The sequence below is a fragment of the Rahnella aquatilis CIP 78.65 = ATCC 33071 genome, from assembly GCF_000241955.1.
In the GTDB taxonomy this organism is placed as follows: Bacteria; Pseudomonadota; Gammaproteobacteria; order Enterobacterales; family Enterobacteriaceae; genus Rahnella; species Rahnella aquatilis.
On sequence record NC_016818.1, the window covers coordinates 4,201,492 to 4,213,906 of the forward strand.

Annotated in this window: 9 protein-coding genes; 5 read left to right on the top strand and 4 right to left on the bottom strand. The window is 53.1% G+C overall.

The window, feature by feature from the left end; all coding sequences use genetic code 11:
• Nucleotides 1-8 precede the first annotated feature (8 nt).
• The 3 genes from rhaD (at nucleotide 9) to rhaM (ending at nucleotide 2,556) form a co-directional block, all read left to right on the top strand.
• A complete protein-coding gene (gene rhaD / locus RAHAQ2_RS19000; RefSeq protein ID WP_015698777.1) occupies nucleotides 9-833 on the top strand; it encodes a rhamnulose-1-phosphate aldolase in 825 nt (274 codons plus the stop codon).
• A 135-nt stretch (nucleotides 834-968) separates the two neighbouring features.
• Nucleotides 969-2,117, top strand: a complete 1,149-nt coding sequence (gene fucO, locus RAHAQ2_RS19005; protein WP_015698778.1) for a lactaldehyde reductase — start codon at nucleotides 969-971, stop codon at nucleotides 2,115-2,117.
• Nucleotides 2,118-2,241: 124 nt separating this feature from the next.
• Entirely contained in the window at nucleotides 2,242-2,556 is a 315-nt protein-coding gene (gene rhaM, locus RAHAQ2_RS19010) for an L-rhamnose mutarotase (protein WP_013577125.1), read from the top strand.
• Here the strand turns inward: rhaM and RAHAQ2_RS19015 are convergent.
• The gene (locus RAHAQ2_RS19015; RefSeq protein WP_015698779.1) at nucleotides 2,531-4,705 is read right to left on the bottom strand and encodes a YgiQ family radical SAM protein; all 2,175 of its coding nucleotides are present in this window, start codon (nucleotides 4,703-4,705) and stop codon (nucleotides 2,531-2,533) included. The two genes, rhaM and RAHAQ2_RS19015, sit on opposite strands and share 26 nt — an antisense overlap.
• 429 nt (nucleotides 4,706-5,134) lie before the next feature.
• On the opposite strand from RAHAQ2_RS19015, the gene RAHAQ2_RS19020 reads away from it, so the two are divergent.
• Nucleotides 5,135-6,610, top strand: a complete 1,476-nt coding sequence (locus RAHAQ2_RS19020) for a SulP family inorganic anion transporter (RefSeq protein WP_037040402.1) — start codon at nucleotides 5,135-5,137, stop codon at nucleotides 6,608-6,610.
• A gap of 72 nt (nucleotides 6,611-6,682) precedes the next feature.
• Here the strand turns inward: RAHAQ2_RS19020 and RAHAQ2_RS19025 are convergent, their stop codons facing one another.
• The 3 genes from RAHAQ2_RS19025 to RAHAQ2_RS19035 all read right to left on the bottom strand — a co-directional run bounded on the left by RAHAQ2_RS19025 (nucleotide 6,683) and on the right by RAHAQ2_RS19035 (nucleotide 11,242).
• Nucleotides 6,683-8,335, bottom strand: a complete 1,653-nt coding sequence (locus RAHAQ2_RS19025) for a dihydroxyacetone kinase subunit DhaK (RefSeq protein ID WP_015698781.1) — start codon at nucleotides 8,333-8,335, stop codon at nucleotides 6,683-6,685.
• Between the two features lie 153 nt (nucleotides 8,336-8,488).
• The gene (locus RAHAQ2_RS19030; RefSeq protein ID WP_015698782.1) at nucleotides 8,489-9,856 is read right to left on the bottom strand and encodes an L-serine ammonia-lyase; all 1,368 of its coding nucleotides are present in this window, start codon (nucleotides 9,854-9,856) and stop codon (nucleotides 8,489-8,491) included.
• Nucleotides 9,857-9,958: 102 nt separating this feature from the next.
• Nucleotides 9,959-11,242 (bottom strand): HAAAP family serine/threonine permease, encoded by a 1,284-nt coding sequence (locus RAHAQ2_RS19035; protein WP_015698783.1) that lies wholly within the window; start codon nucleotides 11,240-11,242, stop codon nucleotides 9,959-9,961.
• Between the two features lie 585 nt (nucleotides 11,243-11,827).
• Between RAHAQ2_RS19035 and yfiR the strand changes: the two genes are divergently transcribed.
• Nucleotides 11,828-12,415, top strand: coding sequence for a regulatory sequestration protein YfiR (gene yfiR / locus RAHAQ2_RS19040; protein WP_047605921.1), 588 nt, complete (start codon nucleotides 11,828-11,830; stop codon nucleotides 12,413-12,415).

The window sequence follows — 12,415 nt, forward strand, 5'->3', positions numbered from 1 at the left end:
AAGAACCGATGAAAACATTATTTAGCTCGTGGTTTGTGCAAGGCATGGTCAAAGCGACCACCGATATGTGGCTGAAAGGCTGGGATGAGCGCAACGGCGGCAACGTCAGCATGCGCCTGTTACCGGAAGACGTCGCACCTTATAAAAATGACTTTTACGCGCAGCCACGCCAGGTTGAACTGACTCAGCATGCGCCGGATCTGGCCAACGAATACTTCATCGTGACCGGTTCCGGTAAGTTTTTCCGCAACGTGCAATTAGCCCCGTCAGAAGCGCTGACCGTTATTCAGCTTGATGACAAAGGCGCCAGCTACAAAATTCTGTGGGGCCTGACCGCAGGCGGCTTACCCACCTCGGAACTGGCTTCACATCTGCAATCTCATGCTGTGCGTAAACGTGTCACCAACGGACAGGATCGCGTGATCATGCACTGCCATGCGACCAACCTGATCGCGCTGACTTACGTACTTGAGCTCGACAGCGCCAAGATCACCCGCAAACTGTGGGAATGCAGCACCGAATGTCTGGTGGTCTTCCCCGACGGGGTGGGGATTGTACCGTGGATGGTGCCGGGTACCGATGGTATCGGTGCAGCCACTTCCGACCGGATGCAGCATCACAGCCTGGTGCTTTGGGCGTTCCACGGTATCTTCGGTTGCGGCCCGACGCTGGATGACGCTTTTGGCCTGATCGACACCGCTGAAAAATCAGCTGAGATCCTGGTGAAAGTAATTTCCATGGGAGGGATGAAACAAACTATCCAGACCGAAGAACTGATTGCCCTTGGCAAACGTTTTGACGTCACACCTTTCGAGGCCGCGTTAAAAGCCTGATCAGGCATTTTATGCGCCTGACATCATAAATCCTGCACGGGGAACAGCGGATGTTTCCCGTAGCAGAAATGGCAAAGACCCCGGAGCGGCGCACAGCAGAACACCTATTTTACTTACTCTATAGAGGGAATTTTTATGAGTTTTATGTTGGCACTTCCTAAAATCAGCCTCCACGGTCAGGGCGCAATCGAAGATATGGTTGCGATGCTGGCGACTAAACAACACGGCAAAGCGCTTATCGTCACCGACGGCCAGTTAATCGAACTGGGTCTGCTCGACAGCTTATTCTCCGCACTCAAACAGGCCGGACTGCCTTACGCCATTTACGGCGGCGTGGTGCCGAATCCAACCTCCGCCCACGTTGATGAAGGTTTCCGTCTGTATCAGGAAAACCACTGCGATTATCTGATCGCTTTCGGTGGCGGCAGCCCGATTGATACCGCCAAGGGCATCAAAATTCTGACCGCCAATCCGGGGCCTGCCACGCTGTATTCCGGTGTCGGCAAAGTCACCAAACCGGGTGTCTTCCTGGTGGCGATTAATACCACAGCGGGCACAGCCGCAGAACTCACCAGCAATGCGGTGATCATCGACAGCCAGCGTCAGGTGAAAGAAGTGATCATCGACGCCAATCTGATCCCGGATATTGCGGTGGATGACCCGGCGGTTATGCTCAAAATCCCGGCCAGCGTCACCGCCGCGACCGGCATGGATGCGCTGACCCACGCCATCGAAGCCTACGTTTCCCTCGGGGCGCATCCGCTGACCGATCCGACCGCGCTCGCCGCGATTTCAACTATCACGCAATGGCTGCCAAAAGCCGTCGATCACGGCGATGATATCGAAGCCCGCGAGAAAATGGCGCAGGGACAATATCTGGCCGGAATGGCCTTTAACAGCGCAGGTTTGGGGCTGGTTCACGCACTGGCGCATCAGCCTGGCGCGACACATAATCTGCCGCACGGCGTCTGTAATGCCATTTTGCTGCCAGTCGTCGAAGAGTTTAACCGCGCGAGTGCACCTCACCGCTTTGCCGATATTGCCCGCGCGATGGGCGTGCATACGCAAGGTATCAGCGAAACGCAGGCCAGCATGGCGGCCATCGACGCTATCCGCAAATTATCCACCCGCGTGGGGATCCCTTCGGGTTTCAAAGAACTGGGCATTTCAGAAGCGGATATCGAAGGCTGGCTGGATAAAGCGCTGGCTGACCCGTGTGCGCCTTGCAACCCGCGCACCGCAACCCGTGAAGAAGTGCGCGAGTTGTATCTGAAAGCAATGTAGTTTCTTTGCTCCCCCACTGAAAGGGGAGAGCTAAAACAAACACGAAAACAGCTCGGTCTGCTCCCTCCCCTTCGCAGGGGGAGGAGCTTTCCCTCTCCCCCCGATAATCTAACCGGAGAAAAACATGATCCGTAAATCCTTCGTGATGCAGGTTAATGCGAATGCCCACGATGAATATCAGCGCCGTCATTCGCCAATCTGGCCGGAACTGGCGGAAACCCTGAAAGCCCACGGTGCGCATCACTACAGCATTTTTCTCGATGAAAAACGTAATCTGCTGTTTGGCTATGTGGAAATAGAATCAGAAGAAAGATGGAACGCGGTGGCAAAAACGGAAATTTGCCAGAAATGGTGGAAGCATATGGCAGACGTAATGCCTGCCAATGCCGATAACAGCCCGGTCAGCAACGACCTTAAACCGGTCTTTTACCTCGATTAACCCTCTGCCCGGAGGGTTTTCCTTTTCCGGCAGCCGGATTTTGCGCTTTAGCGGGGGTAAAACGCGTAGTGGCCGGTTTCGTTTTGCCTGAACCTGACGCCGCAAACTTCGGATCAAAACCGTCCGGCGGCACCAGACAATCAGGCCGGATGCCAATCAGACGGCGCATGCCCATCGCGGTCAGCGCCTCGCGGATCACCGGCCAGTTCAGCGGATCGTGATAACGCAGCAACGCTTTATGCAAGCGCCGCTGACGATCGCCTTTCGGCACCACGACGTCTTCACTTTTATAATCCACTTTGCCGAGCGGATTCTTGCCGCTGTAATACATGGTGGTGGCGCTGGCGAGCGGCGACGGATAGAAGTTCTGCACCTGATCCAGCCGGAAACGGTTTTTCTTCAGCCACAGCGCCAGATTGATCATGTCTTCGGTACGTGTCCCCGGATGCGCGGAGATAAAGTATGGGATCAGATACTGCTCTTTCCCGGCCTGTTTCGAATAGCTGTCGAAAAGCTCCTTGAACCGGTAATAACTGCCCATTCCCGGTTTCATCATTTTGGACAGCGGTCCGGTTTCGGTATGTTCCGGCGCGATCTTCAGATAACCGCCCACATGATGTTCGGCCAGCTCTTTGATATAACGCGGATCTTCTACCGCCAGATCATAACGGACACCCGAAGCGATCAGGATTTTCTTGATCCCCTTCAGGCTGCGCGTACGGCGATAAAGGTTGATCGTCGGCTCATGGTTAGTGTCCATATGCGTACAGATTTCCGGATACACACAGGACGCGCGGCGACAACTCTGTTCCGCCTTCGGCGACTGACAGCGCAGCATATACATGTTGGCAGTCGGCCCCCCAAGATCGGAAATCACCCCGGTGAATCCCGGCACATTGTCGCGGATCTCTTCTATTTCGCGGACGATCGACGCTTCGGAACGGCTCTGAATGATCCGCCCTTCATGCTCAGTGATCGAACAAAACGCGCAACCGCCGTAACAGCCACGCATGATATTGATCGAGAAACGGATCATGTCATACGCCGGAATGGTCGCTTTACCGTAAGACGGATGGGGTACGCGCTGGAACGGCAGACCAAATACTTCGTCCATTTCTTCGGTAGACAGCGGGATCGCCGGTGGATTGATCCACACATAGCGGTCGCCGTGTTTTTGCATCAGGGCACGCGCACAGCCAGGATTGGTTTCGTGATGCAAAATGCGCGAGGTATGCGCGTAAAGCACTTTATCGGCCTTCACTTTTTCAAATGACGGCAGCAGAACGTAGGTTTTCTCCCACGGTTTCGGCTTTGGCGCGCGCACCGTTACCGGCTGCGGGGCATCCGGCGCAGGCAACTCTCCTTCCGAACACGGCAGATCTTCGCCATACGGGTTCATGATCGGCTCAATGCGCCCCGGTTTATCAAGACGTGTGGAATCGACCCCGCTCCAGCCCGTCAGTGCCGTTTTGCGCATCACGGCGGTGTTGCGCACATCGTGAATATCAGTGATGGATTCGCCCGCCGCCAGACGGTGCGCCACTTCCACCAGCGGCCTTTCGCCGTTGCCGTAAATCAGCATGTCGGCTTTGGAATCCACCAGCACCGAACGGCGCACGGTATCGGACCAGTAATCGTAATGTGCGATACGCCGCAGGCTGGCTTCGATACCGCCGAGCAAAACCGGGACATCGCTGTAGGCTTCTTTACAGCGCTGGGTGTAGACCAGCGTGGCGCGATCGGGACGTTTACCGCCCACATTGCCCGGCGTATAAGCATCGTCATGGCGCAATTTCCGGTCGGCGGTATAGCGGTTAATCATCGAATCCATGTTGCCGGCGGTCACGCCGTAAAACAGATTCGGCTTCCCGAGCCGCATGAAGTCTTCTTTGCGGGTCCAGTCCGGCTGCGCGATGATCCCGACGCGAAACCCTTGCGCTTCCAGCATACGGCCGATGATCGCCATGCCGAAACTCGGATGATCGACATACGCATCGCCGGTCACCACGATCACGTCACAACTGTCCCAGCCAAGTTCATCCATTTCCGCCCGGCTCATCGGGAAAAACGGTGCCGTGCCGTAACATTCGGCCCAGTAGCGCGGATAAGAAAACAGGGTGCGATCGGGTTGGATCAGGCTGATTGGCATAAAGAGTTTTCGCTGAAAGAAGAGGAGTTTTGCTTAAGCACGGCTAATGCATCGTGATTTCGCAGCCAGAAAATCAAGGCCGGAGATTATACTTGGACGAAAAAACGGCTGCTGAGACGAATGAGTTTGTCATGCGTCAGATCAAGCTTTTCAGACCGTAAATCCCGTTTTCCGTGATCACCGCCCCAACACTCTAAGATTTTCCTTATGCGGAATTGCCGACTACCATGTTAGAAAGTGCATCAGAAAGCTTCAAACCGTAACTAAAGAATTTCTAACTTTAGACGTTGACCGCCACCGGGCCATCGCGCGTTTTTCGCCGCCCCCTGACAGAGAGAAGCCTATTGTGACCGCATTACTCCCACGCCCCGTCCTAACCCCTTCATACGCAGTGGAGACCGCTTCATGACGATGAAATCCTCTGAAAATCTGAACATGAATTTTCTGCGTTACGATATCCCGGCCGGGATTGTCGTGTTTCTGGTTGCGCTGCCGCTGAGTCTTGGCATTGCTCAGGCCAGCGGATTACCGCCTTTTGTCGGTCTGCTGACCGGCGTTATCGGCGGCGTGATCGTCACCCTGCTCAGCCCGTCGCGTTTTGCGGTCAGCGGACCGGCTGCCGGGCTGGTGACGATCGTGGTTGGCGCGATGGAAACGCTCGGATCCTTTTCCTCTCTGTTGCTGGCGCTGATGCTGGCAGGCATTCTGCAAATCGTCTTCGGGATCATTAAAGCCGGACGCTTTGTCTCGCTGATCCCCGGCTCGGTGATCCAGGGCATGCTGGCGGCGATCGGTATTTTGCTGATCATGCAGCAGATCCCGGTCGCACTGGGTTATCAGGGAGAAGACGGATTACGCGGCATTTTCAGCGATCCGGCCTTCAGTTTGTCGCCCACGGCGTTGATCGTCCCGGCTGTCGCCTTGTTGATTTTGTGGCTGTGGACGACGCCACCGTTTAAGCGTATCAGGCTGATGACTTATGTGCCCGGCCCGCTGGTGGCGGTATTGTGGGGAAGCCTGGCGGTGATATTCGGTGACCGCATCGTGCCGGATTCGATGCAGGCCATGCCGCGTATTGCGCTGCCGAAATTCGACAGCGTAGATGAAGTGACCTCGCAGCTGGAAAAACCGAACTGGAGCGCGTGGAATAATCCGCAGATTTATGTGATTGCCGCGACGCTGGCGCTGGTCGCCAGCCTGGAAACGCTGCTCAGCCAGGAAGCGCTGAAGAAGCTGAAAGAGCAAACGCCCGCGCCCTCGCCCAATAAAGAAATGCGTGCGCAAGGGATCGGGAATCTGATCAGCGGGTTTCTCGGCGGCATGCCGATCACCGCAGTGATCGTGCGCAGTTCGGTGAACGTGAACACCGGCGCGCGCAGTAAGGTGTCGATCCTGCTTCACGGCGTGTTACTGCTCTTATGCGGCATGTTTTTCAGCGATATGCTCAATACTATTCCGCTGGCCTGCCTGGCTGCGGTGCTGCTGTATACCGGCTACAAACTGGCCTCACCGGCACTTTTCATGACCCAGTGGCGGCTTGGCCTGCCGCAGTTTTTGCCGTTTATCGCCACGCTGGCGGGTATTCTGCTCTTCGGTATGCTGGCCGGGATCGGCATCGGGTTGCTCGCGCAATTGCTGTCGAGCACCTACAAAAGTCATCACAATGCAATGCAGCTTACGCGCGACGAAAATCATTATGTGATGCGTTTTCACCAGAACCTGACGTTCCTGCATAACCCGCGTTTGCAGAGCCTGCTGGCGGAGATCCCCGATAACAGCGTGGTCCGCGTCGAACGTGATAACGTCGGTTATATCGACCCCGATGTGAAAGCGGTGCTGTCAGATTTTGTGGCAAAAGCCCCGGACCGCAATATTACGCTGCATCGCTGGCCGGTCGGACACTGATTTCAGACGGCGGAGAACAACAAAAAGGCCTGCCGGTTTCCCGCAGGCCTTTCTTTTTTGCTGACATCAATCTTATTTTTTCGCCAGCGCCTCAAACACTTTTTCAACGGCCACCGCACCGGGATCTTTCACCCCTTTCAGGCTGTTGCTGCTCAGATAAGAAGAACGCCCGGCGTTAGCTTTTTTCATGCCGGCCGTGTCTTTGGCCCCTTTGGCTGCCGCTTTAGCCGCCCCTTTCAACGCCTCTTTTTTGCCAAGGGCTTCCAGCGCCGGTTGCAGTGCGTCGATCATCGTGCGATCGCCAAGATCGGCCCCGCCGTAATGTTTCATGCGTTCGAGACCGGACAGCAGGGCTTTCGGTAACTTCTCGCCTTCGGCAACCTTCTTACCGGCAGCGGTAAAGAAGATCGACATCAGCACGCCGCTGGATCCGCCCATGACGGTCGCCAGACGATCGCCGACCACGCCCAGAAGATCGGCCACATTGTTCAGCGGTAATTTTTTGCTTTTGTTCTCTTTCTGGATATCACGCGCACCGGTGGCAAACGTTGAACCGGTATCGCCGTCCCCGACTTTGGCATCGAGCTTATTCAGTTCGTCTTCCAGATCAGAAAGTGTCTGGGTAATGGTTTCAACGATTTTGCCGACCTGCGCGTTAGACGAGGCTTTTACCGTTTTCTTATCACTGATTTTCTTGCCTTTTTTGGTCGGCAGTTTTTCCAGCTTCACCAGAGGCTGCCAGCCGGACGCTTCCACTTCTGCCAGTAACGCCTCTTCAATGCCGCCTTTAAGGGCAATCACCGACAGCGAGAACCCTTTCATATCCAGCGCGCTGACCAGCGATGCCGGGCCAATCAGATAACGGATCGAACTGCCGAGCGCCGAATGCACCAGTTCTTTGGTGATTTGATTCATCTCGAGCGGAGAAACGCCGCCGAGATTATTGATAAGCACCGCCAGCTTGTCGCTTTTCTTCACATGTTCCGCAAGTTTACTGACCAGCGTATCCACCACTTTTTTGCTGTTCTGGGTTTTCATGGTCGACACACCCGGTTCGCCGTGAATGCCTAAGCCCAGCTCAACGTGGCCCGATTCGATACGTTGTTCTTCTTCATCTTCACCGCCACCCGGCAGGCTGCAACCCGCCGCCGCGACACCGATACTGGCTGTGGCATCAATCGCCTGCCGGGTGATTTTGGTGACATCTTTCAGGGATTTTCCCTGCTCAGCCGCGTAACCGGCAATTTTATGCACCAGCGCCGTACCGGCAATGCCGCGCGGCTGCTTGTTGTCCGGCAGGGAAATGTCGTCGGAGACCATCACCAGCTCCACGTCATAGCCCATACCTTTCGCTTTCTCAGCCGCCAGACCAAAGTTCAGACGGTCGCCGGTGTAGTTTTTGACGATCAGCAGACAGCCCGCTTTGCCAGTGACCGCCACAATCGCGTTCAGCACGGCGTCTACGCTCGGAGAAGCAAACACTTCGCCGCACACCGCCGCCGTAAGCATGCCTTTGCCGACAAACCCCACGTGCGCCGGTTCATGACCCGAGCCCCCCCCTGAAATCAGCGCGACCTTTTTCTTATCCCAGTCACGCCGCACGACAACGCGAATTGCCGGATCGACGTCCAGTTTTGCCAGGTTTTTGTAGGGAGAGGTCAGGATCACCCCTTCGATAACATCGTTAATCAGAGTCTTGCGGTCATTCATAAAGAATTTAGACATACCGAACCTTTCCTTTTAACTGTTTTAACTGTTTTCCAGGTGAAAAAAGAGCTTCTACGCAGTATAGATAACCCAAAACATAACACAGGGAAAAGTCACGAAGGGGGCGGGAAAGGCGGTTTCCCGCCTTTTAGGAAATGATGAGAAAAGAAATCAATTGCAGGCGAGAACCTTGATAGCCAGACCGCCTGTCGAGGTTTCACGGTATTTCGAGTTCATGTCCTTGCCGGTTTCGTACATGGTTTCGATGACTTTATCGAGACACACGCGCGGTTCGCTGGTACGGCGTAATGCCATACGCGACGCATTGACCGCTTTCACCGCCGAAATCGCGTTACGCTCGATGCATGGCACCTGAACCTGTCCGGCCAGCGGATCGCAGGTCAGCCCGAGATGATGTTCCATCGCGATTTCTGCCGCCATAAACACCTGCGCGGTGCTGCCGCCCAGCAGTTCGGTCAGACCTGCCGCCGCCATAGAACAGGCCACGCCCACTTCGCCCTGGCACCCGACTTCCGCGCCTGAAATCGAAGCATTCATTTTGAACAGAATGCCCACCGCGCCGGAAGCCAGGAAGAAACGGCTGTAAGAATCAGGGCTGATCGGTCGGATAAACTGATCGTAATACGTCAGCACGGCAGGAATGATGCCACACGCGCCGTTGGTCGGTGCAGTGACCACGCGGCCGCCTGCCGCGTTTTCTTCGTTAACCGCCATCGCGTACATGTTGATCCAGTCAACAACGCCCATCGGATCGACATTGTTCTTATCCTGCGTCACCAGAATGCGGCGCAGCGCGGCGGCACGGCGGTTGATTTTCATCGGTCCCGGCAGCAAACCTTCGGTATGAATGCCGCGCGTTATGCCTTCGCTCATCACATTCCAGATGGCCGCAAAGTGATCGCTGATTTCTGTACGTGTATGCCCCGCCAGTTCGTTTTGCAGCATCAGTGCCGACAACGACAGGCCGGTATCCGTACAGTGTTTTTGCAAATCACTGGCCGAACGGAACGGATACGGACGCACCACCGGATTTTCGTCCTGCATACCAAATTTGCTGGCTTCAACAATAAAGCCACCGCCGATCGAGTAATAGGTTTGGGTATACAGCAGTTCATCGCCGCTGAAGGCACTGATTGTCATGCCATTTTCATGCAACGGCAGATTACCGGAATGGAAATTCATGCCTGAACCGGCCGGGAAATCGACTTCTTTTATGCCCTTGCCCAGCATCAGACGTCCGGTATTTTCTACCTGACGGATAAACGCCGGGATCGCATCGATATCCACGTCATCCGGCATATTGCCCGCCAGCCCCATAATAATGGCCAGATCAGTGTGGTGACCTTTACCGGTCAGTGATAATGAACCATAAACATCGACCGCCACGCGGGTCGTTTGGGTTATATGGCCTGAAGAAATAAGTTCATCAGTGAATATTTTCCCGGCTTTCATCGGGCCAACAGTATGTGAACTGGATGGACCAATACCAATTTTGAAAATATCGAAGACGCTGATCACGGTGGATACTCCAAGTGAAATTATTTACGGGCGGAATAAACAGAAAACGGGAGAGAAGTGAGCGGGATTTTCCCGCTCACTTTATTTCAGAAATTTTAATTATTAGCCCATCAGGCTGAATACAATCGCTGACATTGCAATCAGACCCATAATAACAATGAAGACGTTACTGATATGGCCGCTGTATTTTTTCATCGCCGGTACTTTACGGATGGCATACATTGGCATCAGGAATAACAGCATCGCAATAATCGGACCGCCCAGCGTTTCGATCATGCCCAGAATACTTGGATTCAGGGTCGCCACTAACCAGGTGGTTAATAACATGAAGATACCGGTATAACGGTTCAGCGTTGGCAGGGCAATTTTTTTGCCTTTGCTGCGCAGAGATTTAATCACCATGCCGTTAAAACCTTCGCGCGCCCCCAGATAATGGCCGAGGAAAGATTTGGTAATGGCAATAAAGGCAATAAACGGTGCAATATATTCAATGACCGGGTTAGAGAAGTGATTCGCTAAATAAGACAGAATAGACACGTTTTGCGCTTTGGCTTCCATCAGGTCGGCCGGAGACAGGCTCAGGACGCAGCTGAAGACAAAGAACATCACCGTGATCACCATCATGATGTGGCTAAACGCCAGAATGCGCGAACATTTTTTCTCAGCGTCATCCCCGTATTCTTTGCGTTTTGCCACCGCAAAAGAGGAGATAATTGGCGAGTGGTTGAATGAGAACACCATCACCGGGATCACCAGCCACAGCGTCATCAGCATACCGTGACCCACGCCGTTACCGGACAGCGAGGCGTTTTCAAACACTGACGTATTCCAGTTAGGAATAAGGTAAAGCGCCAGCGCCATCAGCACCGCGACAAACGGGAACACCAGAATACTCATCGCCTTCACGATAATATCCTGACCAAAATGCACCAGTGTCATTAACCCGAGGATCAGGATCAGTGACAGCAACGCACGCGGTGGCGCATTCATATGCATCTGGTGAGTAATAAAACTCTCAACCGTATTGGTGATGGCCACGCTATAAACCAGCAAAATAGGATAAATGGCGAAGAAATACAGCAGCGTAATTAATTTACCGGCTGTAATACCAAAATGTTCCTCCACGACTTCTGTAATATCTTCACCGGCATTTTTACCCGATAAAACAAAACGGGTTAATCCGCGGTGAGCGAAGAACGTCATTGGAAAGGCGAGAATCGCCATAATAATTAACGGAATTAACCCGCCAATACCGGCATTAATAGGAAGAAAAAGAACACCCGCACCAATTGCCGTTCCATATAAACCTAACATCCACATGGTGTCAGTTTTACGCCAGGAACTTATTGATTTTTCAGACAGCGTCCCGATTGTTGTATTATCCATGATTCCTCAGTACCTATATTATAAAAATAATTCCGTTTTCCCCAGGAATGGTTGATGTTTTTTACTTCACCCGTCATCGAAAAAACCATCCTGACGGTTAAAACATACCATTAATGCGGGCATGATACCTATCAGCAGCATAAAAATCTGACTAACGGTGTGGCTTTGAGATCATGGTCACGAATATTGATAAAATGCCGTCTATTATTCCTTTAAATTCAAATCTATTAACATTTCCTGCAAATTAAATTCATCAAACGGTGATTACGGTAACATTTATTTTTTGTGATATTTTGTTATGACCGTGATTATTATTTTAATAACGGTTGAAATACCGCCAACATGTATTATTTATCGACGGTCTCACGCCTGTGGCTGCACAAAAATCGACCATGAATTAACCGCGCAATCCATTAGATTTTCTTCACTATTTGTAGTTCCCCTGACTTCTGTAAAAAAATCGACACAAAAGACGTGTTGTTTCAGGGGGGAAAATTTTTTATTGACGCTTTCAGAAATGATGCCGATAAAGTTATTCTTATTCCGGTGAAACAATTTCAACCGGAAGAAACACAGAGCGACGCAATGGAAAAAGCCCGATCACCTTTTTACCTGTTAGTGAAGATACGTGTCGGCCATTTTCTTAAGGCTGCATATGGCTTCGCGCTGCTGATGGTGCTTCTGATCGCTCCGTTAAAACCGGTCATCGCCGAAACCAGCGAGACGTCACCCGACGCCGCCGTCGCGCAGACCGTTAACGGCATCCTCAGTTATTCGCGCTGGCCCGACAAAACCAGCTCGTCTTCTTTAACGCTTTGCATCATCCAGCCGGTTAAATACGCAGCCTTACTCACGCCCGATGGCAGCGCTTTTGCCGGCAGACCGCTCAAGGTGATGACGTTGCCTTTTGACAGCCCGCTGCTGACCTCACAATGCGATGCCATTTATTCCGGCAGCACCACGGCGGAGCAGCAGAACGATTTGCATCAGCGTCTGGAAGGCCATGCCATTTTAACCCTCAGTGAGCAGGACGATGCCTGTGCATTACTGAACGCATTTTGTCTGGTGATCACGCCCCTTCATACCGGATTCAAACTGAATCTGGACACGCTGTCCCGCAGCGGTGTGCGGGTTAATCCCGCCGTATTACAACTTGCCAGGGAAAAGGAGTAG

What these genes read in the sequence shown, in the direction of transcription:
- RAHAQ2_RS19025 (WP_015698781.1), bottom strand. Translation starts at nt 8,335, where the DNA reads ATGTCTAAATTCTTTATGAATGACCGCAAGACTCTGATTAACGATGTT.
- rhaD (WP_015698777.1), top strand. Translation starts at nt 9, where the DNA reads ATGAAAACATTATTTAGCTCGTGGTTTGTGCAAGGCATGGTCAAAGCG.
- RAHAQ2_RS19015 (WP_015698779.1), bottom strand. Translation starts at nt 4,705, where the DNA reads ATGCCAATCAGCCTGATCCAACCCGATCGCACCCTGTTTTCTTATCCG.
- RAHAQ2_RS19035 (WP_015698783.1), bottom strand. Translation starts at nt 11,242, where the DNA reads ATGGATAATACAACAATCGGGACGCTGTCTGAAAAATCAATAAGTTCC.
- fucO (WP_015698778.1), top strand. Translation starts at nt 969, where the DNA reads ATGAGTTTTATGTTGGCACTTCCTAAAATCAGCCTCCACGGTCAGGGC.
- rhaM (WP_013577125.1), top strand. Translation starts at nt 2,242, where the DNA reads ATGATCCGTAAATCCTTCGTGATGCAGGTTAATGCGAATGCCCACGAT.
- yfiR (WP_047605921.1), top strand. Translation starts at nt 11,828, where the DNA reads ATGGAAAAAGCCCGATCACCTTTTTACCTGTTAGTGAAGATACGTGTC.